The sequence below is a fragment of the Rhodococcoides fascians A25f genome (assembly GCF_000760935.2).
Lineage (GTDB): Bacteria > Actinomycetota > Actinomycetes > Mycobacteriales > Mycobacteriaceae > Rhodococcoides.
Genome location: NZ_CP049744.1, coordinates 4,691,903 through 4,716,649 on the forward strand (window position 1 = coordinate 4,691,903; position 24,747 = coordinate 4,716,649).

General features: G+C 65.0%; 22 protein-coding genes and 1 pseudogene. 7 read left to right on the top strand and 16 right to left on the bottom strand.

What is annotated here, in order from left to right:
* Positions 1-15 precede the first annotated feature (15 nt).
* The 3 genes from BH93_RS21980 to BH93_RS21990 all read right to left on the bottom strand — a co-directional run bounded on the left by BH93_RS21980 (position 16) and on the right by BH93_RS21990 (position 4,836).
* Positions 16-1,689 carry an ABC transporter ATP-binding protein gene (locus BH93_RS21980; RefSeq protein ID WP_242459252.1) on the bottom strand — a complete coding sequence of 558 codons (1,674 nt, stop codon included), beginning with the start codon at positions 1,687-1,689 and terminating at the stop codon, positions 16-18.
* A 116-nt stretch (positions 1,690-1,805) separates the two neighbouring features.
* Entirely contained in the window at positions 1,806-3,536 is a 1,731-nt protein-coding gene (locus BH93_RS21985; protein WP_155290925.1) for an ABC transporter ATP-binding protein, read from the bottom strand.
* Positions 3,537-3,540: 4 nt separating this feature from the next.
* Complete coding sequence (locus BH93_RS21990; RefSeq protein WP_037173269.1) at positions 3,541-4,836, bottom strand: lysine N(6)-hydroxylase/L-ornithine N(5)-oxygenase family protein; 1,296 nt, start codon at positions 4,834-4,836, stop codon at positions 3,541-3,543.
* 128 nt (positions 4,837-4,964) lie between these two features.
* On the opposite strand from BH93_RS21990, the gene BH93_RS21995 reads away from it, so the two are divergent.
* Together BH93_RS21995 and BH93_RS22000 are read left to right on the top strand one after the other, a co-directional pair.
* A complete protein-coding gene (locus BH93_RS21995; protein WP_080739009.1) occupies positions 4,965-6,113 on the top strand; it encodes an isochorismate synthase in 1,149 nt (382 codons plus the stop codon).
* A complete protein-coding gene (locus tag BH93_RS22000; protein WP_242459032.1) occupies positions 6,110-6,874 on the top strand; it encodes a 2,3-dihydro-2,3-dihydroxybenzoate dehydrogenase in 765 nt (254 codons plus the stop codon). The genes BH93_RS21995 and BH93_RS22000 overlap by 4 nt, the downstream gene beginning before the upstream one ends.
* Positions 6,875-6,890: 16 nt before the next feature.
* Here the strand turns inward: BH93_RS22000 and BH93_RS22005 are convergent, their stop codons facing one another.
* The 5 genes from BH93_RS22005 to BH93_RS22025 all read right to left on the bottom strand — a co-directional run bounded on the left by BH93_RS22005 (position 6,891) and on the right by BH93_RS22025 (position 12,819).
* Positions 6,891-7,679: an ABC transporter ATP-binding protein gene (locus BH93_RS22005; RefSeq protein WP_037173271.1), complete on the bottom strand. Its 789-nt coding sequence runs from the start codon at positions 7,677-7,679 to the stop codon at positions 6,891-6,893.
* Between the two features lie 13 nt (positions 7,680-7,692).
* On the bottom strand, positions 7,693-8,757 hold the full coding sequence (locus tag BH93_RS22010; RefSeq protein WP_037173272.1) for a FecCD family ABC transporter permease: 1,065 nt from the start codon (positions 8,755-8,757) through the stop codon (positions 7,693-7,695).
* Positions 8,754-9,797, bottom strand: coding sequence for an iron chelate uptake ABC transporter family permease subunit (locus tag BH93_RS22015; RefSeq protein ID WP_037173274.1), 1,044 nt, complete (start codon positions 9,795-9,797; stop codon positions 8,754-8,756). The genes BH93_RS22010 and BH93_RS22015 overlap by 4 nt, the downstream gene beginning before the upstream one ends.
* A complete protein-coding gene (locus BH93_RS22020; RefSeq protein WP_052065040.1) occupies positions 9,794-11,680 on the bottom strand; it encodes a siderophore-interacting protein in 1,887 nt (628 codons plus the stop codon). The genes BH93_RS22015 and BH93_RS22020 overlap by 4 nt, the downstream gene beginning before the upstream one ends.
* Positions 11,681-11,745: 65 nt before the next feature.
* Positions 11,746-12,819 carry an ABC transporter substrate-binding protein gene (locus BH93_RS22025; protein ID WP_037173276.1) on the bottom strand — a complete coding sequence of 358 codons (1,074 nt, stop codon included), beginning with the start codon at positions 12,817-12,819 and terminating at the stop codon, positions 11,746-11,748.
* Positions 12,820-13,080: 261 nt separating this feature from the next.
* Between BH93_RS22025 and BH93_RS22030 the strand changes: the two genes are divergently transcribed.
* Entirely contained in the window at positions 13,081-14,202 is a 1,122-nt protein-coding gene (locus BH93_RS22030; protein ID WP_037173277.1) for an ABC transporter substrate-binding protein, read from the top strand.
* Here the strand turns inward: BH93_RS22030 and BH93_RS22035 are convergent.
* Genes BH93_RS22035 through BH93_RS28260 form a run of 3 tightly spaced genes read right to left on the bottom strand, consistent with a single transcriptional unit; the run spans position 14,192 to position 15,777 of the window.
* A complete protein-coding gene (locus BH93_RS22035; protein WP_037173279.1) occupies positions 14,192-14,614 on the bottom strand; it encodes an HIT family protein in 423 nt (140 codons plus the stop codon). The genes BH93_RS22030 and BH93_RS22035 overlap by 11 nt on opposite strands.
* A 27-nt stretch (positions 14,615-14,641) precedes the next feature.
* Positions 14,642-15,415: a DUF4010 domain-containing protein gene (locus BH93_RS28255; protein ID WP_347402318.1), complete on the bottom strand. Its 774-nt coding sequence runs from the start codon at positions 15,413-15,415 to the stop codon at positions 14,642-14,644.
* A gap of 2 nt (positions 15,416-15,417) precedes the next feature.
* Positions 15,418-15,777, bottom strand: coding sequence for a hypothetical protein (locus BH93_RS28260; protein WP_347402327.1), 360 nt, complete (start codon positions 15,775-15,777; stop codon positions 15,418-15,420).
* Between the two features lie 35 nt (positions 15,778-15,812).
* On the opposite strand from BH93_RS28260, the gene BH93_RS22045 reads away from it, so the two are divergent.
* Together BH93_RS22045 and BH93_RS22050 are read left to right on the top strand one after the other, a co-directional pair.
* Positions 15,813-15,986, top strand: coding sequence for a hypothetical protein (locus tag BH93_RS22045; protein ID WP_165712585.1), 174 nt, complete (start codon positions 15,813-15,815; stop codon positions 15,984-15,986).
* A 275-nt stretch (positions 15,987-16,261) separates the two neighbouring features.
* The gene (locus BH93_RS22050; RefSeq protein ID WP_037173281.1) at positions 16,262-17,053 is read left to right on the top strand and encodes an HAD-IIA family hydrolase; all 792 of its coding nucleotides are present in this window, start codon (positions 16,262-16,264) and stop codon (positions 17,051-17,053) included.
* On the opposite strand, the gene purB is transcribed toward BH93_RS22050, so the two are convergent.
* On the bottom strand, positions 17,054-18,472 hold the full coding sequence (purB, locus tag BH93_RS22055) for an adenylosuccinate lyase (RefSeq protein WP_032376530.1): 1,419 nt from the start codon (positions 18,470-18,472) through the stop codon (positions 17,054-17,056).
* A 131-nt stretch (positions 18,473-18,603) separates the two neighbouring features.
* On the opposite strand from purB, the gene BH93_RS22060 reads away from it, so the two are divergent.
* On the top strand, positions 18,604-19,254 hold the full coding sequence (locus BH93_RS22060) for a DsbA family oxidoreductase (RefSeq protein WP_037173282.1): 651 nt from the start codon (positions 18,604-18,606) through the stop codon (positions 19,252-19,254).
* Positions 19,255-19,361: 107 nt separating this feature from the next.
* On the opposite strand, the gene BH93_RS22065 is transcribed toward BH93_RS22060, so the two are convergent.
* The gene (locus BH93_RS22065; protein WP_052065041.1) at positions 19,362-20,000 is read right to left on the bottom strand and encodes a TetR/AcrR family transcriptional regulator; all 639 of its coding nucleotides are present in this window, start codon (positions 19,998-20,000) and stop codon (positions 19,362-19,364) included.
* A gap of 67 nt (positions 20,001-20,067) precedes the next feature.
* Here BH93_RS22065 and BH93_RS22070 point away from each other — a divergent pair, with 67 nt between their 5' ends.
* The gene (locus BH93_RS22070) at positions 20,068-21,081 is read left to right on the top strand and encodes a threonine aldolase family protein (RefSeq protein ID WP_242459033.1); all 1,014 of its coding nucleotides are present in this window, start codon (positions 20,068-20,070) and stop codon (positions 21,079-21,081) included.
* Positions 21,082-21,098: 17 nt separating this feature from the next.
* Here the strand turns inward: BH93_RS22070 and BH93_RS22075 are convergent.
* From BH93_RS22075 to purD, 3 genes and pseudogenes are all read right to left on the bottom strand, one after another.
* Positions 21,099-22,290: pseudogene (locus BH93_RS22075) on the bottom strand (pyridoxal phosphate-dependent aminotransferase).
* Between the two features lie 193 nt (positions 22,291-22,483).
* On the bottom strand, positions 22,484-23,320 hold the full coding sequence (locus BH93_RS22080) for a DUF559 domain-containing protein (protein ID WP_037173285.1): 837 nt from the start codon (positions 23,318-23,320) through the stop codon (positions 22,484-22,486).
* A 154-nt stretch (positions 23,321-23,474) separates the two neighbouring features.
* A complete protein-coding gene (gene purD, locus BH93_RS22085) occupies positions 23,475-24,725 on the bottom strand; it encodes a phosphoribosylamine--glycine ligase (RefSeq protein ID WP_037173287.1) in 1,251 nt (416 codons plus the stop codon).
* Positions 24,726-24,747 lie beyond the last annotated feature (22 nt).

The following is a 24,747-nucleotide window of genomic DNA, read 5'->3' on the forward strand; positions in this document are numbered from 1 at the left end:
CTTCGGTACATCTGTTCAGCGGTGCAGAGTCCAGGCGTTCCACAGGCGCGCATAGCGCCCACCTTGTTCGAGTAGCTGCTCGTGCGAGCCACTCTCGACAATGCACCCGTTGTCCATCAACAGAATTCGATCAGCGCGACGCGCCTGATCCAGTCGGTGCGCAATGACCACGGCCGAGCGCCCTTCGAGGGCAGCCGCGGCAGACCGCTCGAGCAACGACGCGCCGGCGCTCCCTGCGTCGGCAGTTGCCTCGTCCAGGATCGCCACCGCGGGGTCGACCAGAACCAGCCGAGCCAGCGCCAACTGCTGAGCTTGCACGGGGGTAAGCGCGTGCCCGGCGTCTCCCAGCCGAGTATCGAGACCATCGGGAAGCAGGTCGAACCACTCATCGGCCAGCACCGTACGCAACGCGGTCTTCATCGCTTCGTCGTCGGCATCGGGTGCGGCAAGGCCGAGGTCCTCGCGCAGGCTGCCGGTGAACACGTGTACCTCTTGAGTCACGAGCGTGATTCGTCGTGCGCGGGCCGTATCCGAGATCTCGTTCACATCTACTCCCGCAAAGTGCACGGATCCGGAAGTCGGCTGACGCACCCCTGCCAACACGGCCGCGAGCGTCGACTTTCCCGCACCGGAAGTACCGACGATGGCAACAGTTTCGCCCCGCTCGACGGCGAGGTCGACCGACTGCACGACCTGGCGTTGCGGTGTGTACCCGAAGCTGACACCTCGAGCGTGCAGAGCCCCTGCCGCCGGCAATTCGTCGTCGGCACCGTGCCGCACGGCCGATGGATGTCCCAGCGAGATCACTCCGACGATGCGTGCCAGTGAGGCAATCGCCGATTGAAGTTCGTCGATCACCGACAGAACGTTGTCGATCGGCTCGAAGAGCCTCAGAAACAACAACATTGCGGTTGTCGTGGCTCCGACCGTCACTGCCTCTGCACCGACCAAGTGGAAGCCGATGATCAGCAGAGCGGCCATGGCGACGAACTGTGCGGTGTTCAGGCGTCCGTAGAACCTGTTCTGGACGATGCGCGCACGCATGCTCCACCGCACCACCTCCCAGGAATGCGTGCCCACCCGTCGTGCCAGCGCCGGGGCCATGTCGAATTCGTGCACAGTGCGCAGACCTCGGACCGATCCCAGAACTTGGTGCGCACGAAGACCCATGGCGGCCCGCTCAGCGGCATAGATTCCCGGAGCGTTCTTCAGGTACCACCGCACCGCGAAAACATAGATCGGAACGACGACGACCACCGCGGCGAGGAAGCGCCAGTCCAGTGCGGTCAGTCCGACCGCCGTGAGTGCCACTGTGAACAGCGACGCAGAAAGTGCAGGCACAACGGCATCGATCGCAGACGAGACCTCGTCGACGTCGTCGGTCGCACGAGAAATGAGATCTCCGCTTCCTGCACGCTCGACCCGCTCCAGCGGGAGCCCGAGGCTGGTGGCGAACATCGACTCGCGCAATCGCGCGAGCGCCGTCTCGAACAGTCGCGCGGACAACGCCACTCCCAGAGCTGTGAATCCGGCGAACGACACGGCTGCACCCACCATCCCAGCCCCGAGGAGCCAGATCCGGTGCGCTCCACCGCCGTCGATGACGGTATCGACCATGCGTCCGAGTGCCCACGGCGGAACCAGTCCGAGGGCAGCGCCCGCAATCATCACCGCGACGACGACGAACATTCGCACGCCGGACCCTCTGAAGGATCGACGGACTTCGGCCAGCACTTGCGATACGCCCGCGACCGGTAGCGTAGATGGATTCGCCGACGGTGGGGTCACGGTGTCCAACGACGACATCACGAACTCACCTCGACATCCTGCTGTTGCTTCGACATGTCCTCCACCGACCGAGCGGATTCGAGGTGCATGACGGTGGATGCGACGGCCCGCAGGTTGGGCGACGACGAGATCACCACGGTGGTACGTCCGCGTCGCATCTCGACCATCCGCTGGGCGATCAGCGCCTCGGTGACCGAATCGACCGACGACGTCGGATCCTGCAACACGAGAATCGGCGGATCGGCGGCGAGCGCGCGGGCCAGGGATACTCGTTGCCGTTGCCCGCCCGAAAGCAACCGGCCTGCCTCACCCACGTCGGTATTCAAGCCGTCGGGCAGCGCGTCGACGAGGTCCTCGCAGACAGCCGCGAACAGTGCTCGATCGATGGAATCACCGGGCAGCATCGTCGAGCGCGAAATATTCTCCGCCACAGTTCCTTCGAACAGATCGCTTTCGTGTGGAACGACGAGCAGACGCGACTTCCGCTCGGTGGAGGACAATCGGTGTATCTCCGCTCCGCCGACTGTCACAGTGCCGCAATCCGGTTCGCCCGAACCAGCGAGAACCTCGGCCAATGCTCGTGCCGCTGCAGGCCCGGCCACGACTGCGACGAACTCACCTTCGGCTATCTCGACATCGGCAACGTCCCCGCCGCCGCACCGCACTCCCCTCAACGCCAAGTCCGCTCCGCGTGAGCAGCCGGTCGATGGGGAATCGCGGACCGCCGGTGGTGCCTGCAGAACGGTCGCGACTCGCTGAGCCGACGCCAACGCACCGGCCCAGACGACACCGAAGTTGGCGGCGAAGGCCTGTAGCGGGCCCATGACGAACTGGGTGACGGCCACGACAGTGATGAGCTGCCCTACCGTCATTGCCCCGCTCGATGCCATCAGGCCCGCCGCGACCGCAACCGCGGCGATGAACGAACCGGAGACCAAGTCCATGGATCCGAGGTATCCCGCACGGGCCACGCTGGCGCGCAACGTACCTTCGAGCGCGCGCCCGCTCGCTGCGCGATAGCGACCGGTAGCCTCGGGCTCTGCCCCGAGACCTTTGACCGTGCGGAACCCGCCGACGAGATCTGCTGCGGTTCCGGCCGCCTCACCGGCCAACTGCTGCTCGAGACCACTACGGCGGCGTAATGGCGCTCCAGCTCGATCCATCAGCCAGAGCATCAGTGGCGCGGCGATCGCGATGGCCAGTCCGAGCGGCCACGAGATGAACAACAGAATCAGTGCAGCGAAGAGCACCGCAGCGAATTCACCGAGCGGATAGATCCCGATTGCGACGGACGTGGCGAGTTGCCGCGCGTCCGATGTCGCTATGGAGAGCAACATTCCCGGTTGTCTTGCTGGTCCTGCCATTCCACGCGAGTCGAGAATTCTGTCGGTGACCCGGGTTCGAATATGGTGTTGGATGGCGTTCATGCCGAGGAATCCGATGCGTCCACCGAAGCGAAAAGTCATGGACATGAACGCAAAGTTCACCGCGAGCACCGCTACCCACAGCACCAGCTGCTGGGGGTCGCCGGTCCTGATGGCTCGGTCGACGGCCACTCCCATGATCACCGGGACCAACGCCGCGCACAGCTGATGCGAGATCAACAGTATGCCGGCAGGCACGGTGTACCTCTTGGCCCCGAACATCGTCCGCAATGTCAGCTGACGTGGGGTCGTGGTCTGGTCGATCTCGATGTCCCGCAACGCCAATGGCGTGGGCGGCGCGTCGAAGAAGATCGGTAATTTCACGATGTCAGCGCGCCAGGACCGAGTCGAGCAGCGCACGCGAGCCCAAGGAGTCCACCAGCTCGCCCGATCGCACGGCAATATTCGAGAGCAACGATGACGTGAGCCCGTGCGAATGTTCCGTTCCGCCCTGCAAGTAGATACCACCGGTAATGGACTCATCGGTCCGCAACCGATAATCACGTTCGACCTCCGGGGTGCCGTCGGGTGCGAACACACAGTCGTTGCCGAGCTCGCCGAGAATGCCGCGTAGATCGAGCGACCGAAAACCGGTGGCGTACACCACAGCATCGCAGTCGAGCCGCTCCACTCTGCCGGTGGGGCGATGCACGATCGCGACCTCCACACCGTTGTCGATCGGTTCGGGCATCGACACCTCGGATGCCCCGTGTACGAACAACCTGCGGTCGCCGGACACTCGCTCGCCGTACTCCCGGTTGTACAGATCTTCGATGAGCGGCAGATCGACCGCGGAGTAATTGGTACTGCGGTGGTAATTGATCAGCTGCTCCCGCAATTGCGGAGTGGCGGAATAGAAGTCGTCCACCGCTTCCGGGTCGAACACCCGATTGGCGTACGGACTGTCGTCTGCCGGGCTGTACCCGTACTTGCCGAAGACGCCGTGCACCTCGGCATCACGGTAGCGATCGTGCAGGTGTGCAACCACTTCGGCAGCACTCTGCCCGGCACCCACTACGACGAACCGACGGTGCTGCAGATCCGGCAATGCCTCGAGGTGATCGAGAATACGGTGGTTGTGGAACACTCGCGCGCTGGGTGCGACGCCGGCAGGCAGTGTGGGCGTCAAACCACCTGCGAGCACCACGTTGCGCGCACGCAACATGCTAGGGCGTCCGTCGTTGTCGGTTACCGAGACCTCGAAACAGCCACTTTTCCACGCAACCGAGGTGGCGGACGTCCCGTACGCGACGTCGGCATCGACTTTTGCTGCCGCCCAGGTCAGATAGTCGTGAAACTCGAGCCGGGAGGGAAAGAAAGTCTGCAGGTTGATGAAGTGTGTCAGTCGATCTCGCTGAGCCAGGTACTCCAGAAAGGTGTATTCGCTGCGGGTGTTTCGCTGCGTCGCCAGGTCCTTGAGGAAAGAGATCTGCATCGTCGCGCCGGGCAGGAGCATGCCCGGATGCCACCTGAACTCCAGTTGACGTTCCACGAACACCGAGGTCAATCGATCCTGCTGCGGTACCGCTCGGTTGCGTTCCTGCAGAGCGATAGCCAAACCCAGGTTCGACGGGCCGTAGCCGACGCCGAGAATGTCGACTGGTTCGGAGTGATCGATCGCCATGGGTGCTGTTGTCCTTGTCGGTTGGGGGCAGTTTAGCCTAACCTACATTGCGACTGCCGAGTGTAAACCCCTCAGGGAGTTTGCAGAAACAAGACCATGAGGTCTTCACCGATGAGACGAGGATGGAAATGAAGCCCCAGATCAGCACGGTGCGCGCCGACCGAACCGAGGATGCAACCGCTGCAGAGGGTTTCGTGCTTTCACGTCCCCACGGGACAGCTATCGGTCGCGGGATCGAGACTTGCTACGACGACCCGGTCGAGGCGGCGGGCGCACTCCGGACGGGGGCGGCGTCCGCCGTGGTCGGTGCACTGGCATTCCGCCGGGATTCTCCCTGCGCCCTTTCGGTTCCCACAACACTGACATTCGTCGATCCGACGACATCAGGGCCGCAGACCCCGTCAGGTCCTGCACTGCCGCGATTCACCGTCGGTGATCGAGGTGAGCGTGATCATCTCGATCGCGTCTGCACTGCCGTACGGGCACTGGCGGACCCCGCCGATTCGCTGCAGAAGGTGGTTCTCGCGCGAACACTGAGATTACGGGCAGACAATCGCATCGACCCCTCGGCCGTTCTGTCGGCACTCGTGGCGAACAACCGTAGTCGCAACGGCTTTCAGGTCGATCTCAGCCCTGCAGGCGGGCACTACGTAGGCCGTGCGCTCGTGGGTGCCAGTCCTGAGGTGTTGATCCGTCGCCGAGCCTCGACGGTCACCTGCCATCCGCTGGCCGGATCCGTTGCCCGCGACCCCGACGAGCGTCGAGACCGCGACGCGGGCCAGGCACTGCTCCAGTCGTCGAAGGACACTCGCGAACACGCGTTCGTCGTCGATGCACTCCGCGAATCGCTTGCGCCTCTGTGTCGCAGCCTCGACATTCCCGATGCCCCGACGTTGACTCGTACGCCGCAACTGTGGCATCTGGGAACGCCCATTCGAGGGGAGCTCCGACAACCCGACACCACAGCCCTGGAGCTGGCACTCGCGGTACACCCGACGCCGGCAGTGTGCGGTACACCCACCGACGCCGCCTATCGGACGATCGCAGAATTGGAGGGCGACCGAGGCTTCTACGCCGGGGCCGTCGGCTGGTGCAACTCCGATGGAGATGGTGAGTGGATGGTGGCGATCCGCTGTGCCGAAATCAGTTCCGATCGAAGAGTCTTGACCGCATACGCAGGTGGCGGGATCGTCGCCGAGTCCGACCCTTCGGCCGAACTGGCAGAAACGTCCACCAAGTTCGGTACCGTGCTCTGCGCATTGGGGGTGACACTGTGACAATCACTCTGGTAGTCGGTGCAGGCAAGGGAATCGGCCGCGCAACCGCCATCGCACTCGCTCACGCCGGGCGGCGGCTCGCGCTCGCAGACATCGACAACGAGGCCCTCACCGAAACGGCCGCCCTCCTCCGCGGCGCAGCGAGCATTCATGTCGTGGATGTGCGCGATCCCGACGCAGTCACGGCGATGGTGACAGAGATCGAGTCCACGCTCGGTCCGATCAGCGGCTTGGCCCATGTCGCAGGCATCCTGTCCACCGGCTCCGTTCTCGACTCCAGTCTCCACGACTGGCGAAAGATATTCGATGTCAATGTGTTCGGGCTACTCAACGTCGTACAGGCGGTATGCAAGCCGATGCGCGAACGCCGTACCGGAGCCGTCGTCGTCGTCGGTTCGAACGCGGCAGGAGTACCGCGAATGTCGATGGGTGCCTACGGATCCTCCAAGGCCGCCGCCACGATGTTGACTCGGGTCCTCGGTCTCGAACTGGCTCGGGACGGCATCCGGGCCAACATCGTCGCACCCGGGTCCACCGATACCGACATGCAGCGATCTCTGTGGCCGGACGCGACCGACGAGAGCAACATTCAACCCGTCGTCGACGGTGACCTCGCGTCGTACAAGAACGGTATTCCGTTGGGCCGCATAGCCTCTGCGGAAGACATCGCCGACTCGGTCGAATTCCTGCTCTCCGATCGGGCCCGACACATCACGATGCAGGCACTCTACGTCGACGGCGGTGCGACGCTCGGAGCCTGAGTGTCGGCCGTGCTTCTCAGCGTCGCGCGATCGGAATCACCAATGGAGTGTGCGATTCCGGATCGTCGATGATGCGGCACGGCAGTCCGAAAACCGCCTCCACCACGTCGGCGGTGACGATCTCGGCCGGCGGCCCTTCGACGACGACGGCGCCGTCCTTCATCGCGATGATGTGATCGGCGTACCGGCAGGCGTGGTTGAGGTCGTGCAGCACCGCGACCAGTGTGTTGCCGTTCTCGCGGGGCAGTGTGGCCAACAAGTCGAGAAGCTCGATCTGGTGCGCGATGTCGAGAAAGGTCGTGGGCTCGTCCAAGAGCAAAAGTGGTGTCTGTTGCGCGAGAACCATTGCCACCCATACTCGTTGCTGCTGTCCACCGGACAGTTCGTCGACCGGTCGGGCCGACAGCGACGTCACTCCGGTGGCGTCCATGGCCAGGACGACCGCATCCTCGTCCGCCGTCGACCACTGCCGGATCAACTTCTGATGGGGATATCGTCCTCGCGCAACGAGATCGGCTACCGAGATACCGTCGGGTGCGATGGAGGTCTGGGGCAACAGGCCGAGGCGTCGCGCAACCTCCTTTGCCGGGTACGACGAGATGTACTTGCCGTCCAGCAGAACGGCTCCGAGGGAGGGCTTCAGCAGCCGCGAGAGTGCTCGCAGCAGCGTCGATTTACCGCAGGCGTTGGGGCCGACGATGACCGTGAACTTGCCGTCGGGAATCGCGACGGTCAAGTTCTCGATGATCACGCTCTTGTCGTATCCGACCGTGATCGCGTCTGCGTGCAACCGAGACTCGGTCATCGCTTTCTCCCTGTCACTGCTTTCTCCCTTCGCGAGCGAGCAACCACACGAAATATGCGCCTCCCACCGACACGGTCACAACACCGACCGGCAGCTGAGTCGGGGCGAAGACGCGCTGTGCGACAACGTCACTGACCACGAGCATCAGCGCCCCCATACAGGCCGCGGGTACCATCGCGACTCCTGATGTTCCGGTAAGCCTGCGCGCGAGTTGCGGCGCAGCGAGCGCGACGAACGAAATGGGTCCCGCGGCCGCGGTGACCAGTGCGATCAACGCTACGCCCAGAAGAACCAGCATCAGACGCGTCGGTTCGGCGCGCACCCCGAGGGCACGTGCGGCGTCGTCCCCCATCTCCAACATCGGCAACCGCCGCGACAGTACCGCCAGGCACGGAGTGATCACGGCCATCACTATCAGCGCCGGCCACACCTGCGCCCATCCCAACCCGTTGAGACTTCCCGCACCCCAGACGGCGGCCGCGATCGCTTCGGCCAGATCGGCCTTCACGACCAACCAGGTGTTGACCGAGGCCAACATCGCGCTGACGCCGATCCCGACGATGATCAGCCGAAAGCCCTGCACCCCGCGCTTGTAGGCAAGCAGATACACCGCCGCCGCCGTGGCCAGTCCGCCCACGAGCGCGCCCGCTCCGGTCCGGTAATAGCCGCCACCGAGAGTGAGGATGACGACGAGCGCGCCTGTGTACGCGCCGGTGGCGAATCCGATGATGTCGGGGCTGCCCAACGGATTGCGCGTCAACGACTGAAAGACCGCACCGGATACACCGAGGGCGGCTCCGAACAGGAACGCCAGTGCCACTCGGGGAAAGCGCCACTCCATGACGATGATCTCGGTGACGCGTGGAGCGTCACCGAACACCGCGGCCAGCACCTCGTTCGGCGGAACGTAGTAGTCGCCGGTACCGACCGCGAGAACGGCGACCACCGCCGTCGCGAGAAGCAGTGCGGCACAGACCGTCACCGTTCGGATGTCGATTCGTCCGTCCACCCGATCACGCAGTCGAACGATCCACAACCGCCGCCCGAAGTCCACGCTGCCGCGCTGCCCTGGGGTCACAGTCCGCTCGCCTTCTTGCGGCGGACCAGCACGATCAGTACCGGAGCGCCGACGAATGCGGTGACTATCCCCACCTGGAGCTCACCCGGCCGAACAACGATACGGCCCACCACGTCGGCAAGCAGCAGCAGTCCCGGTGCCGCGAACACGGTGTAGATCAGAATCCAGCGCTGATCCGGCCCGACGAACCACCGCACCATGTGCGGAATCATCAGTCCGACGAACCCGATGGGCCCGGCCGCTGCGGTCGCGGCACCGGCGAGCAGAGTCACTGCGACAACACCGATGAGGCGCGTACGCATCACTCGTGCTCCCAACGACTGCGCCAGATCGTCACCGAGTGCGATCGCGTTGAGCGGACGTGCGACGAGGGCAGCCAGCAACAGCCCCGATGCGATGAACGGCCCGGTCGCAGTCACGATGTCCAGGCCGCGGCCGGCCAATGATCCCGCGCTCCAGAACCGCATTCTGTCGAAGGCGTCCGGGTCGAGGAGCAGCATGCCCGAGGTGATTCCACCGAGTACCGCACCGAGCGCAATTCCGGACAGGGTCAGGCGAATCGGCGTCGCGCCCGCCCGCCCCATCGACCCCAGTGCGTACACCGCGACCGCGGCGAGTACGGCTCCGGCGAACGCGAACCAGATGTAGGAGTCGATACCGGTGAAACCCAGTACGCCGACGGCCAACGCGACGAAGAACGCGGCTCCGGCGTTGACGCCCAGGATGCCCGGATCGGCCAGGGGGTTTCGCGTCATCGCCTGGATCAGTGCACCGGCCACCCCTAGTGCGCTGCCCACGACGAGCCCAAGAACGGTTCGCGGAAGGCGCAGTTCGCGGACGATCACAGAGTCGGTGGAACCGTCGGAGAAGAACAGGCCATGCCAGACCGAACCGAGGGGGATGTACTCGGTGCCTACCGCGACACTCACCAGGCACAGGGTCGCGAGAACTCCGATGACGACGACCAACCCTGCGGTCCGCCGCGCATCGGTGTGAGCAAGCCCCTCCGCTGACACCGGGTGGTCCGCCTCATCGATCACCCTGTCCTCACACGGTCTGCACTACGGATATCGAGTACGGCGATACCCCAGCCGACGAGACGAGACGCGGTCACCACCAGGCCTGCAGCGGTTGCGACCGCCTCGAACTCGGCTCTGGTTCGCACTCCACTGCCATGCATGCAGAGCATCAACAGATCGAACTCGGCCTGATCCTCGTTGATCGCACCGTCGTCCGACAGTCTTTCCACCACAACCAGTTTGCCTCCCTCCGACAAGCCTGCTGCGGCGCTCGCCAGGAGCAACGCCAGATCGTCGTCACGATAATGCCCGGTGACCTCGAGCAACAGGTATGCGTCGAATCCGTCCGTGGGGGTCCTACGGGGTTCGGCCATCACACTCTGAGCGCACTCGGTCACGCGCGCCGGAAGTTCCGGCCACGTCTGCAGATCGCGTCGGACGAGGTCGAGTTCGCTGGGCAATCCCAGAACGGTTGCCGACATCGCGTCGTGGCCCGTCAGGATCGAGCCGAGCACCACCCCGGATGCCGCACCGGTCACCGCCAACGTCGACACGCCGTCGAACGAATAGTCCTGGACCAGAGCAGGACCCAGGAACGCTGCCTCGTCCGCAATGTGGTTGTGGTGCAATTCCGTCAGCCGAGGCGAGCCGGCGAGGTCCTCGCTCAACGTCTTGCCGGTCAGCAGGCTCGCACTGGCAGCGCCGGTGCGCAGGCTCTCGACGAGTCCGGTGATCGACAATTCCACTCGCGCCTCGATACCGTCGAAATCCAGCCAGTGCGAAATCCAGTCGTCACCGAGCATGGCTTCACCGATATCGGCAAGGATCACACCGCCATCCGAATCCTCGGTGAGCACGTCGACGGACCGCAGGTAGCGGACGAATTTTGCCAATGCTCGCGTATCGGTGCCCGTGGCCGTGGCCAGTTCGTCGACGGTGCGTATTCCGCGGGAGACATGCAACGGGATGCGCAACGTGTTCGCCGCCCTGATCGCGAAGGGGGAGAACATCTCCGCTCGTTCGGCAAGCCTGTCGAACGGCTCGGATTCGCGAGCGTTGAGATCGGGAACTTCCGGATCGTCCGCGCGGGTGAGAACCTCTGCGCGCCGCCAGTAGCCGGTGACCTCGACCATCTCCGGCGGCATCGCGCGATCCTCGCGCAGGTATCGCCTGATGCCTTTGAGTGTTGTGGATTCGCCTGCTACCCAGGCGAACACGGTTCCCTCCCACCAGGGCGCACTGCGCACGGCTGTTTCCAGCAGGTCTCCGGTACCTGCAACCGCGCCGTCGCGGTGGACCCACATGATCTCGACGTCGGCGGCCGTCGGCAAGGGTAGTTCTCGCTCGGCGTCGGCCACCTCGACGAACACCCGGATTCGCTCACCTGCTCCGGCTTCGTCGAGGTAGCGAGCAACAGCAGGCAACGCGGTTTCGTCTCCGACAAGCAACACCCAATCCACCTCGGCGGGTGCGTGACCCGAGCGCACCGGGCCCAACAGTGGGATGGAATCACCCACGGCGCAGCGACGCCCCCACGTCGACGCGATTCCGGTGTCGTGGGTGACGAAATCGAGAGTCACTTCGGCAGTCTCGGCATCGACGCTGCGCACGGTGTAGTTGCGGGTCAGCGGCCGCGGGTCCCGCGGCCACTCAACCGTGCGCTCGTGTTGCACCGGTAGAGCGATCGTGCCGTTGTCGTCGAGTGGGAAGAACAGGCGGACGAAGTCGTCGAATCCCTCGCTACGCAGCGCCGGAAAGTCGTATCCGTCTCGCGAGAATTCCCGCAGCTGCGGCCCACCCAGCACGATCCTGCGCATTCCCGAACTGAGTTGCTCCGTGTCGATCACGGTGGCCGTTCGGATGACTTCGGGAAAGACGACCTGAAGTCGGTGAGACCTTGCCACGGTGCAACACGCTCCTTCTCGGATGAATGCACGTCCGCGGTGCGTCGGGTGGGCCTGCGCTCGGATCAGCCCTGGACGTTCTCGGCGGCGGTGTTCAGCGCCGATGCCACGTCGTCGAGGATGTACGGAATCGTCAGTACCGTCAAACCGCCGAACGCGAAGTTCTTGTCGACGCTGAGACTTTCGGTGGATGCAGTGCGTCCCTGTGCCAGCACAGGCTGCGAGGCCACAGCCGGTTCGACGAGGAAGGCACCCAGTGATTCCTTGTCGTAGGCGACGACGAACAACACATCCGACTTCAACAGCGACGCCTGCTCGAGGCTGAGCTCGAAGAACACGGCATCGGGATCCTTGGCCGGGTCGGCCTCTTGAATGGTGGGCTCGTTGACCAGCCCGAGCTGTTCGAGGAACTCGACGCGCACGTCGTCGTCCTTGCTGACGGCGAACGTGCCGGGAGCATTGGGGAGAGCGATGGTGACCGTCTTGCCCTGCAGCGCCGGGTATTTCGCGGCCGCGTCGGAGATGGAATTCTCGACTCCGGAGACCAGATCGGCGGCCTCCTTCTCCTTGCCGAGTGCCTTGCCCGCGATGGTGAGCTGGTCCTGCCACGAGGTCGTCCACTGCTCGTCCGGGTATGCGACGACCGGTGCGATGTCGGAGAGCTTGTCGAACTCTTCCTGGGTCAATCCCGAGTACGGGGCGAAGATCAGATCGGGGGCGGCAGCGGCGAACTGCTCGACGGGTACCGCTCCGGTTCCGTCACCGGAGAGCAGCGTGGGTGTTTCGCCGCCGAGGTCGGCGAGCGCTTTCGCGTCCCACGGCAAGATGCCGCCTTCCGAGCCGTACTGCGGGCCGTCGAAGGTCGGCATGGCGACGGGCACGACACCGAGAGCGAGCATGGCGTCCTGGTTGGACCAACCCCAGGTGGCGACGCGCGTCGGGGCCTCGGGGATCGTCGCGGATCCGAGTGCGGAATCGATGGTGACCGGAAATGCTGATTCCGACGCGGCGGTGGTGGACTCGGCCGTGGGTGCCTCGTCGGTACTACTGCTGCAGCCGGCGGCGGCGAGAGCGATGGTCAGCCCTCCGGCAAGCGCAATCGACGCGGCGCTCCTCGTCCACTTCGTACGAACCTTCATCGTTGCTCGGTACCTCTCGACTCGACAACACACTGCGGCGTCTCACACCCGACCGGGTGAGGCGACTGACAAGGTAGCACTTATAAGGTAACGCTCACCTAAATCACGCAGTAAGGTACTGCACGGTCTCCTGATCACCTCCACCGCCGAACCGAAGTCTCGTCGTAGGCCTCGAACCACGCGGTTGGGCCGACGGTCAGCGACGGTGCGATGCGTCGCACCGGGCCATGACGGTAAATGCAACCAAGACGAAAGCGAGACATGATCTCCCATCGAATCCCCAGCACCGGCCGGTACGGGTCTCGACCACGTGCCCTGACCGGGAGCATTGCTGTCCTCGTCTTTCTCACTGCCGCGGCATGCAGCAGCGACACCACCGAACCGGAAGACCGCGGCGCACAGATCGTCGACCTGAACGCGAACCCCGCCGCGTGCGGCGAGAACGACCGCGTCGATGCAGTCGACCGCGCGTCCGGACCGTTCACGTACACCGACGGTCGCGGACGCACGATCTCCCTCGCTACCCAGCCGACCAGAATCATCGCCGACGAGGAATCCGCTGCGGCGCTGATGTCGTACGGAATCAAGCCGATCGCCATCTGGTCGACGACTCCGATGGGCACCAGCCCCATTCTGAGCTGCTCCGATCTCGCCGGCATCGAATCGGTCGGCGAGAGCTGGGGCGCATTCGATTTCGAGAAAGCCGCCGGCCTCGAACCGGATCTTGTCATCGGCGAGTTCAACCCACGATTCGGCCAGTTCGGCAAGCTGACCACCACGGCCGACACGTCCAAGGCCGACACGATCGATCAGCTCGCTCCCACCCTGGGTGTCACCTTGGACACGACCTCGACAGCGAAGACCATCGAGAACTACGCCGGACTCGCGTCCTCGCTCGGCGTCGACCTCGACACCCCGCAACTGGCAGACATCAAGGCCGACTACGACGCTGCCGTCGACAACTTCACAAAGGTTGCCGCCGAACGCCAGGACCTCACCGGAGTCGGCGTCTGGCCCCTCGACGTCGCGTACGTACTCGACCCGTCCGCGGATCCGGACTTCAGCGACTACGAAAGCTGGGGCTTGAAGATGTACACCCCCGACGGCACCGACGACGGATACTGGAAGAAGGTGTCGTGGGAGAACGTGTCGAGTGTCGATGCCGATGTCGCATTCGTCTACCACGACGTTGCCAACGCGGCTGACGTGAAGTTGGCCGACATCCCCAGTCGCTACCCCGGATTCGACACGATCGCGGCCGTCGACAAGCAACAGATGGTGCTCTGGGACTACGGCGCCAACAAGAGCTACAGCCGCTACACCAAGACCATCGACGTCTACGCCGACGCACTGTCCAAGGCGCAGAAGGTCACTACCGAGTAATCGCCGCCGCGATCTCCGCAGCTCGTCGGTCGAGTTCGGATCGCTGCGGGGACGACGGTCGAGCGCGGAGGCCGAAGCCGTCGCCGATCATGCGTGGGATGACGTGCAGATGCACGTGAAAGATTTCCTGGCCTGCCACCGTGCCGTCGGCGAGAAACAGGTTGACGCCGGCGACGCGTGGATTGCTCGCGCGCACAGCGGCGGCCACTTTCTGCCCCACGACGAACAGACGGGCGCCGACTTCCGGCGGCAACTCCGCCAGCGTCCGAAACTGCTCCCTGGGCACTACCAGTACGTGTCCACTGGTGAGCGGTCGAATGTCCATGAACGCGACCACTGTCTCGTCCTCGTGGACGCGGGAGGACTCGGCCGTCCCGGCAGTGATTTCGGCGAAGATCGTATATGGGTTCACAGTCCCGACTCTAAGGTCCACTGCAGTTCACCCCACCGTCACCACCATGGTCATCGCGACCGCGAAGACCATGGTCGGCACAGCCATGCCCGCAAGAAACCCGAGACCGAAGCGACGACCACCCGAGGTGAAGGCCAGCACGCTCTTGACCAGCAGGTTCGATCCCAGCGCAGCAGCGATTGCCAGCAGCGCGCTGTCGACCGTGATGGTGCCTTTCGCAGCAAGGCTCGCAGCACCGAGAGCGCCGGCGTGGGCATCGGCGAGACCCGCCGCAGCTGCGGCGAGCACCGCTCCTCGCGAACCCAGAACGTCGGCACCCCATCGGCCGACAAAGAGGGCGAAGACGAGAACAGCGGCCAAGACGAGTGCCGGCCGCAACGAAAACGGCCGCGCCGCGGTCTGCGGTTCGACGCTCGCGCTCGTCTCAGCGTCTTGTGCGCCGGCCGAGGCACCGCGGTAGACGACGGCGGCGACCAGAACGAGCACCATGGCTGCCGCCACCACCGGGGGCCACAGTCGTCGAAGCACCTCCGGCTCGACGAACCCGATGACGACGAGCAACTGTATGAAGGTGGCGAGGCTGGCAACGAGCGCCCCGGCGAGCGGTGCCCGCATGTCATCGGCCGTTCGGCTCAGCCGGCCCATCGACGCAGTCGCCGCACTTGCGGATACGAATCCGCCGGCCAGACCCGTGACGAGCAGACCGCGCTGGGGCCCGAGCGTCCGGACGCCGATGTATCCGATCCATCCGATACCGGTGAGCAGAACGACGAGGAGCCATACCTTGGCCGGGTTGAGCACGCCTAGGGTCCGATTCCGCGATCGGGTAACAACGGCAGGATGACGAACGCCGCCACGAGGAACTTGATGGCGTCTTCGAGTTCGATCTCGCTGACCATCTGACGGGCGAAGCGATGAATGCGAGACTTCGACGCCAGCAGTGCGGCCACGATCACGGCAAGGGCGACGGCCACCGACGGGTCGGTATAGGCGAGCGCGCCGAGCAGATAGGCCACCAGCGCGGCAATCTCGGTAGTGGTCCCCGGGTCCTGCCCGCTGGTGCGGAGGTAGGCAAGTGCCATGAGCAGCCCGACGACAGCGATGCCGGCTGCGACGGCCCAGTTGTCGAAGCCGGCGGCGACGGCTCCGGCAAGAGACAGCAGCGCGAACGAACGCGACCCGGCCGGGAGCTGCGAATATGGCTGCGTTCACGCTCGAACCCGAGCAGCAGCCCGATGGCAAGCGCCACCAGGAAGGGCTCGACGTCCATCCAGCTCACGACAGTGTCACCGATCGTGCAGTACTGGAACGGATTTGCCGCAACACCGACCGAGAGCCGCTCGAGTCGGCGACGGACCCCGCAGCCGAATAGAATTCGAATCCACGGACGGTCCGGTTTCGGACCGGCTCGCCTCGAGCGGAGAACATAGCCGAGCCCCATTCGTCTCTGCTGTGATCCGACGTTTCCGTCACGACGTCAGCTCTCCGCGCCGCAGTAGGTCACAAACCCATTGTCGGGAGCACACAGTCGAAGAAACAGGGCGAAAGGTCCCTCACGCGTATGACTTACGCCCTAGGTGCGGTCGACCCTACGTGCACGACATGGCTGAGGCTGCAGGCGTTCGGTAACCCGACTACTGTTTGCCGATGGGTATCGGCGGGGTTCTTTTCGACATCGACGGCGTTCTGGTGACGTCGTGGCAGGCGGTGCCCGGGGCCGCGGAGACGCTGAAGTTCCTGGACAGCAAGGACATTGCCCGCGCGTTTCTGACCAACACCACGTCGAAGACACGCGAACAGATCGCCGGAGCGTTGCGCGATGTCGGGCTGGACGTCCATTCCGACGAGATCGTCACGGCCGCGTCGCTCACCGCGGATCATCTACGCGAGAACTATCCGGACGCGCGCGTGGTGCTGATCAACAACGGTGAGATCAAGGGCGACATGCCGGGAATCGAGTTCGTCGACGAGACGTCCGAGGATCCCGACGTCGTGGCGGTCGGCGGGGCCGGGCCGGAGTTCACCCACGAGCGCCTCAGTCGCGTCTACGACTGGCTGTGCCGCGGCATACCCGTCGTCGCGATGCATCGGTCGTTGATGTGGAGCACGGGAGCCGGTTTGCGCATCGACACCGGCATGTATCTGGCCGGAATGGAACAAGCGTCGGGCCATACCGCGAAGGCCATCGGGAAGCCGGCTCCGCTGGGCTTCCGGACGGCATCCGACCGGATGGGCGTCGACCCGGACGATGTCGTGATGGTCGGCGACGACCTGGACAACGACGTTCTCGCCGCCCAGGTCGTCGGTATGACGGGGGTGCTGGTGCGCACCGGGAAGTTCCGTCAGGATGTGCTGGACCGCCGCATCACGGACGAGTTCGCGATGGAGCCCGACCACGTGATCGACTCCGTCGCTGACCTCCCCGACGTCCTGTCCTGACTAGAGAATCGGCGACGGGCTGTACGACGCTCCGCCCGGGAACTTCGCGATCAACCGCTCCACGGCCGAGACGACAGCACTGACCTGGGCGTCGGCCGCACCGATGAAAGCGGTCTTGTCTGCAAGTGCAGCATCGAGGGCAGCCCGATCGAGTGGGAGTCGGTCGTCGGCGGCCAGTCGGTCGAGCAAGTCGGGTTCTTGACCCTGCTCGCGCATCGCCAGTGCGACGGCGACGGCGTGTTCCTTGATCGCCTCGTGCGCGGTCTCGCGGCCGACGCCCGCGCGCACGGCGGCCATGAGCACCTTCGTCGTCGCGAGGAACGGCAGGTATCGGTCGAGTTCCTTGGCGATGACGGCCGGGTAGGCACCGAATTCATCGAGCACCGTCAGGAAGGTCTCGATGAGACCGTCGATGGCGAAGAAGGCGTCGGGCAAGGCGACGCGGCGCACGACCGAACAGAAGACGTCACCCTCGTTCCACTGCGCACCGGCGAGCTCGGCGGCCATCGATCCGTAGCCGCGCAGTACCACCTGCAAGCCGTTGACGCGCTCGCACGAGCGGGTGTTCATCTTGTGCGGCATCGCCGACGAGCCGACCTGCCCCGGCTGGAAGCCTTCGGTGACGAGTTCGTGGCCCGCCATCAGTCGGACGGTATGCGCGAACGAGGACGGTCCGGCACCGATCTGGACCAACGCAGAGACGACCTCGTGATCGAGCGAGCGGGGATAGACCTGGCCGACGCTGGTGAGCGTGTGCCGGAACCCGAGGTGGTCGGCGACGATGCGCTCGAGTGCGACGAGCTTGGCGGAATCGCCGCCGAAGAGATCGAGCATGTCCTGCGAGGTGCCCATCGGGCCCTTGATCCCGCGCAGTGGGTAGCGAGCGATCAGTTCCTGAACCCGGGCCAGTGCCAGCAACAGCTCGTCGGCTGCGGAGGCGAAACGCTTACCCAAAGTCGTGGCCTGAGCCGCGACATTGTGACTGCGACCGGCCATGACGAGCGAGGAGTACTCGGCAGCGCGTTCGGCCAGCCGCTTGGCAACCGCGACGCCGTGCGCGTGCACGTGTTCGAGCGAGCGGAGGATCTGCAGCTGCTCGACGTTCTCGGTGAGGTCGCGGCTGGTGAGTCCCTTGTGGATGTGTTCATGGCCTGCGAGGGCGTTGAACTCCTCGATTCGAGCCTTGACGTCGTGCCGGGTGACCCGCTCACGCTCGGCGATCGACGCGAGATCCACCTGGTCCACGACGGCTTCGTAGTCGGCGATCGCAGCGTTGGGTACGTCGACTCCGAGGGAGGACTGCGCGCGCAGCACGGCGATCCACAACTGGCGTTCCAGGGCGATCTTGTGCTCCGGCGACCACAGCTCCACCAGTTCAGGACTCGCGTAACGGGTGGCCAGGACATTCGGGATGCTCACGAGCGTCCAGCTTACGTGGCGCAGTTGTCGGTCTCGGATGAGGTCGGACTCGGATTCGGCCGTCGGACCGAGCATCGAGACCATCGCCGCGGAGTGGAATAACCGCAGCGTGTTCCGAGGTTGGAGCCGACGTGAGCCGAACAGTGAAGGTCGACATCTGGTCCGACATCGCATGCCCGTGGTGCTTCGTCGGCAAGCGCCGCTTCGAGGCAGGCGCTGCAGCGTTCACCGCCGGGGGCGGAACGCTCGAGGTGGAGTTCCACTCGTTCGAGCTGGCGCCCGACACACCGGTCGACTTCGACGGCAGCGAGGTCGACTTTCTCGTCTCGCACAAAGGCATGCCGGCCGCCCAGGTCACGCAGATGTTGGGGCAGATGACCGAGCTGGCCGCAGGCGAGGGGCTCGCGTACGACTTCGACGCCCTGCAGCACACCAACACCGTCAAGGCGCACGAGCTTCTGCACTTCGCCAAGTCGAAGGGCAAGCAGGTCGAGATGAAGGAACGGCTTCTGGCGGCCTACTTCGAGGAGGGCCGCCACGTCGGCCGGACCGATGACCTCGCCGACCTGGCCACGGAGGTCGGCCTCGACCGCGACGAGGTGGTCGAGGCGCTGAAATCCGAGGAGTTCCTGCCAGCAGTGCGCGCGGACAAGGAGCAGGCCATCGCGTACGGGATCAGCGGTGTGCCGTTCTTCGTGATCGACGGACGGCTCGGTGTCTCGGGCGCGCAGGAACCGTCGGTGTTCGCCGAGGTCCTGCAGAAGGCCGCTGCCGGCTCATGAGCAGTCCTTTGGAGATCATCGGCGACGACCACGGCCCCGTCTGCGAGGGCGGCGTGTGCGAGGTACTGCCAATCCACGACGCAGACCCTGACGAGACCGACTAGCAGTCAATCGGCCGGCACCTGTTCCGCCGGTGCCACGATGTCGATGACGGCCAACAGCATGCTTCGCGCCATTTCACGAGGATCGGGGTCCACTTCGCTGAGCGCGCCCACCACTGCTCCGTCGACCACCGCCACGAGTCGTCGCAGCTGCTCTTCCTGCACGGTTCGGCCCGATCTACGCAGCACGTCGGTGAGCAGGTCGTCGATCTGGGCGCGCAGCCGCAGTTGCACTTCCCGCAGTTCGGGATGCCGGGCCGACGCGATGAAGCGCTCGTATCGTGCGATCAGTTGCTCGTGGCCGTCCTGTGGCCCGATGAGCAGGTCGACGATGAGGTCGACCGTCGATTCCATTTCGTTCGAGCACTTGCCCTCGTCCTCGATGCGACCGCGCATGACGTCGATCTCACGGGTTCCGACGACGTCGACTGCTGCAGCAACAAGGTCTCCGAGGGACTCGAAATAGTAGGTGGTCGACGCCAGCGGAAGCCCGGCTCGCGCGGCCACGGATCGGTGCCGAACCGCGTCGAAGCCACCCTCGACGAGGAGGTCCGCAGCGGCCGACGCCAATGCCTGGCGGCGGCGCACCCCCTTCGGAGTCGCACCCGACACCTTGTGTTGCGACTCGGTCGGACCTGCGGACATTCAAGTCATCGTGCCAGCTCCAGGCCGTTCGTCGGACTGCTTTCGAGCTATGGAATTGTCGTTACTCGTGGCACACAGAACGATCGACCTCCGCTCCGACACCATCACCCGGCCCGATTCGGTCATGCGAAAAGCCATGGCAGACGCCGAAGTGGGCGACGACGTCCTCGATCACGACCCCACGATGGCGGCACTGGAAGAGGCCGTCGCAGGCATGCTCGGATTCGAGTCGGCACTGTGGGTGCCATCGGGCTCGATGGGCAACATCATTGCGCTGATGCTGCATCTGCAGCGCGGCGATCGGTTCCTGGCACCCGAGCACGCGCACGTGCTGGGATCCGAGCTCGGCACCGCAGCGTGGTTGGCAGGCGGGATGCCGAACGCCCTCCCCCACGACGCAGGCCCCGGCCGTCCCCTCGCGTCGACCGTTCGCGCCGAGGCCGGTGGCGCAGGACCGTACTTCGCGCTGCGGACTACGCTGCTCTCGCTCGAGAACACCCACAACTTTGCCGGCGGTGCCGTGTTCGGGCCGGACGAATGGTCCGAACTCGTCGGTGCCGCACGTGATTCGGGTCTGAAAATTCACCTGGACGGTGCGCGACTGTGGAATGCCGCTGTGGCCCTCGATGTTCCGATTGCATCGTTGACTGCAGGCGCCGACACGGTGCAGGTGTGCCTGAGCAAGGGCCTCGGAGCCCCCGTCGGCTCGATGTTGGTCTCCGACGCGGCGCGAATCCACGAGGCCCGACGCGTCCGAAAGATGTTGGGCGGCGGGGTTCGTCAGGGTGGCGTTCTGGCTGCGGCAGGGCTCGTTGCGCTGGATCGAATCGGCGATCTGGCCGAGGATCACGCCAACGCGGCGACCCTTGCCCGTGGACTGCGGGAGCGAGGCTGGGATGTGCCGGAACCGGAGACGAACATCGTGCTGGCCACCGTCGAAGATCCGGCGCAGAAGGTGACCGAGCTCGCCGGCCTGGGTATCGCCGCTGTGACCGTCGCAGGCAAGGTGCGCTTCGTGACCCACCGAGACGTCGACTCCGAAGACATCGACGAGGTACTGGAGCGGCTGCGCCGCATGTGAACGGGACTCTTGGCCTGCTACGAGGCAGGAGTGGAGCCTGCGGAACGACCCCAAGGCACCTCGATCACGACCCGAAGGCGCTCCAACGCGTCCTCGACGTCGACGGTGGTGCCGGCGAACGAGAATCGCACGGTGTGGTTTCCGCGTACGGTGTCGAAATCGACGCCCGGTGCCAGTGCGACCCCGGTTTCGGACAGCACTCGCGCGCACCAACTCCGCGAGTCATCGGTGAGATGCGCAATGTCGGCGTACACGTAGAAGGCACCGTCGGCAGGCGCGAGGTCGGTGATGCCCATGGCCGGCAGACCGTCGAGCAGAATTCGGCGGTTGACGGCGTAGCGCTCGACGTGAGAATCCAACTCGATGCGGGACTCCTCGGTGAATGCGGCGATGGCGGCAACCTGAGAGATCGCCGGTGGGCACACCGTCATGTTACGCCAATCGTTCGACGGCTCTGCGCAATCGGGCCGGCAGCAGCATCCAACCCAGCCGCCAGCCGGTCATCGAGAAGTACTTCGACACCGATCCGATGGCGACGGATTCCTTCGACGTCTCCCAGGCGCTCGCCGTCTGCGCATCGCCGTACGAGATGCCGTGGTAGATCTCGTCCGAGATCAGCAGAGTTCCGTGCTCGTCGCACCAGCGAGCGATCGCGGCCAGCTCGTCGGGGTCGATGATCGTGCCGGTGGGGTTGGCCGGGCTCGCGATGATGAGCCCCGCGGGCGGCTCGGGCAGTTCCTCGAGCATCGCGACGGTCGGCTGGAACCGCGTCTCTTCCACGCAGTCCAGTTCGACCACGCGACAGCCCAACGCCGCCAATGTGTTTCGATACGCCGGGTAGCCCGGCCTGGCCATGACAACGGTGTCGCCCGCGTCGAACGCAGCGAGGAACAGCAACGTGAACGCGCCCGACGACCCGGTGGTGATCACCACGTCGTCGGCGTCGACGGTGATGCCGTACCGCGCACTGTGGTACTCGGCGATTGCCTGGCGCAGCGGCAGAATCCCGAGCGTCTCGGTGTACCCGAGCAGATGCGCGTCCAGGGCCTCCCGGGTGGCGCGCAACACGGGCCGGGGTGCTCGGGTGGAGGGCTGACCTGCGGCGAGCGAGAGAACATCACCGTGAGTACGTGCCCGCTCGGCTGCTGCCGCGAACACATCCATCACATGAAACGGCTCGACCTTCGATCGCTGCGATTCACTGTGCATTGTTTCGACCCTACCGACGTCGATTCGCTCGGCGTAGGTGCACTGAGTGTCCACTATTTCGTCGCAGGCACGGGATCCCGCCTGAGAGCCGAAATTGTGGACGGTGAGCGCTGTCGGCCGAGCCAGGCGCGGTGAGTGTCCACTATTTTGTCCCAGGCACGGGATCCCGTCCGAGTGCACAAATTGTGGACACTCACGTCAGTGCCTTCCGGCGACGCCGCACTGTGTCGACGATCTGCCGCACCACATAGTCCAAGTCGGTCAGCACCATCGCCGCCGAATAGCGCAACACCAGCCATCCGTCGAGTTGCAGTGCATTCTGGCGCACGCGGTCGTTGGTGAACACACCTGGCGCACTGTGGAATTCACGTCCATCGATTTCGACGATCACCCGTGCGCGGCGGTCCATCAGATCCGCGTAGTAGGGCCCTACCTCCGCGTTGATCTCGAGAAAGAAGCCCGCCGCCGTGAGCGCCCGGGCCACCATGCGTTCCGGTTCGGACAGTGTGCGCGGACAACACAGTCGCAGCTGCCTTCTCACTTCGGTGATGCCGGCCATCCCGGCCGACTTCTCGCATTGCCTCGCCACCCCGCGCCAGCTCACCGCGCGGCTCAGTGCGGAGTCGAAGAACTGTTCCAGCTCCGGCCGGGGCAGCAACACAGCGACGTCGACGATGGACTGCTCGATGGTCACCACCGGCAGACCGTCCGCGAAGCTCGACTCGGCGAGACTGCGTCGGTACGCCCGCAGCCACTTCGGACCGCGTGTTCTCGACGCGCGAGGCATTGTGATGTCCACGTGATCGGGTTCGTGCTCCAGCAGGTTCCACCACCACGCCGCAGTGAGATGGCTGAGCACTGCGTGCGGTTGCCAGAGCGTGGCGGCGACGCAACGGTCACGGTACGTCGATTCGCCGGTGCAGTAGATGCTCGGAAGCAGCCGGGTCAGTGTGCCGACTCTCGTCCGATATGCGATTGCGCCCTCGCTGACACCGGTGTCCAGCAGCTGCTGCCTCGTGTAAACCCCCATGGACTACAGCCTGGCGTCGGAAATCCACGTGTGGGTGAGCGATTCGAGAAATGTGGACAACGCTGCTACCTGTGGACAACTGACGTGAGTGTCCACTTTTCGGCCGGCACACGGGAAAGCGTGTGGTAGGCGAAATTGTGGACACTCAGCGCACCTACAGCGAGATGCGACCCTCCACTGCCGCCAGTCCGATGTCGGTGCGGAAGTGACTGCCCGGCAAGCGGATTCCCGCAATTCGGGAGTATGCGTCGTCGCGGGCGGCGGTGAGGTCGAATCCGGTGCCGACCACGCTCAACACGCGTCCGCCCGCAGAGACCACAACTCCGTCCTTGGTCGCAGTGCCCGCGTGCAGGACGCCAGCGCCGTCGGAGCCGAGGATCTCGTCACCGATCCGGGGGCGACCGGGATAGTTCTCGGCGGCGATGACGACGGTGACGGCTGCTCCGTCCTTCCAGCGCAGCGGCGGCAACGACGCGAGAGTGCCGGTTGCCGTCGCGTTCAGCACCTCACCGAGAGGTGAATCGAGCAACGCCAGCACCGCCTGGGTCTCGGGATCACCGAAGCGGCAGTTGAATTCGACGACGGCCGGGCCGTCGGCTCCCATCGCCAGGCCGGCGTACAGCAGGCCGGAGAACGGTACGCCGCGCTTCACCATCTCGGCGGCAACGGGTTTCACCACATCGCGCACGATCTGCTCCACCGCGCCCTCGGGCAACCACGGCAACGGGGTGTACGCACCCATGCCGCCGGTGTTGGGCCCGGTGTCTCCGTCGCCGACGCGCTTGTGGTCCTGCGCGGGCAGCAGCGGCACCACGCTCTCGCCGTCGACGAGGCAGAAGAGGGAGACCTCGGGTCCGTCGAGGAACGATTCCAGCAGCACCGGGTGACCGTTCTCGAGGAGCTCGGCAGCGTGATCGCGGGCGATGAGGCGATCGGTGGTGACGACGACGCCTTTGCCCGCGGCCAGACCGTCGTCCTTGACCACCCAGTGCGGACCGAAGCGGTCGAGAGCTGCATCCAGCAAAGCGGGCGAGTCGACTATTTCGCTGTGCGCGGTGCGGACACCGGCTGCAGCCATCACGTCCTTGGCGAACGCCTTGGACCCCTCGATGCGCGCGGCGTCGGCGGAGGGGCCGAACGCGGCGATGCCTGCCTCGCGGAGCGCGTCGGCGACCCCGAGAACCAAGGGCACCTCGGGTCCGATGACCACGAGATCGGCGTCGAGTTTCTTCGCCAGCGCGGTCACCGCCTCGCCGGAGGCCACATCGACCGCGTGCTGCTCGGCGAGCTTCGCGGTGCCTGCGTTGCCGGGAGCCACGAAGAGCTTCTCGACCGACGGATCGGCCTTCAACGCAAGTAGGAGGGCGTGCTCACGAGCACCGGAACCTATGACTAGTACGCGCACAGTGCATCAGACTATCTGCTCG

Coding starts and splice junctions, on each gene's coding strand:
- BH93_RS22005 (WP_037173271.1), bottom strand. CDS start 7,679: ATGACCGAGTCTCGGTTGCACGCAGACGCGATCACGGTCGGATACGAC.
- BH93_RS22030 (WP_037173277.1), top strand. CDS start 13,081: ATGATCTCCCATCGAATCCCCAGCACCGGCCGGTACGGGTCTCGACCA.
- BH93_RS22080 (WP_037173285.1), bottom strand. CDS start 23,320: ATGGGGGTTTACACGAGGCAGCAGCTGCTGGACACCGGTGTCAGCGAG.
- BH93_RS21990 (WP_037173269.1), bottom strand. CDS start 4,836: ATGGCGATCGATCACTCCGAACCAGTCGACATTCTCGGCGTCGGCTAC.
- BH93_RS22045 (WP_165712585.1), top strand. CDS start 15,813: ATGGCTGCGTTCACGCTCGAACCCGAGCAGCAGCCCGATGGCAAGCGC.
- BH93_RS22025 (WP_037173276.1), bottom strand. CDS start 12,819: ATGAAGGTTCGTACGAAGTGGACGAGGAGCGCCGCGTCGATTGCGCTT.
- BH93_RS22050 (WP_037173281.1), top strand. CDS start 16,262: ATGGGTATCGGCGGGGTTCTTTTCGACATCGACGGCGTTCTGGTGACG.
- BH93_RS22065 (WP_052065041.1), bottom strand. CDS start 20,000: ATGTCCGCAGGTCCGACCGAGTCGCAACACAAGGTGTCGGGTGCGACT.
- BH93_RS21980 (WP_242459252.1), bottom strand. CDS start 1,689: ATGTTCGTCGTCGTCGCGGTGATGATTGCGGGCGCTGCCCTCGGACTG.
- BH93_RS21995 (WP_080739009.1), top strand. CDS start 4,965: ATGAAGCCCCAGATCAGCACGGTGCGCGCCGACCGAACCGAGGATGCA.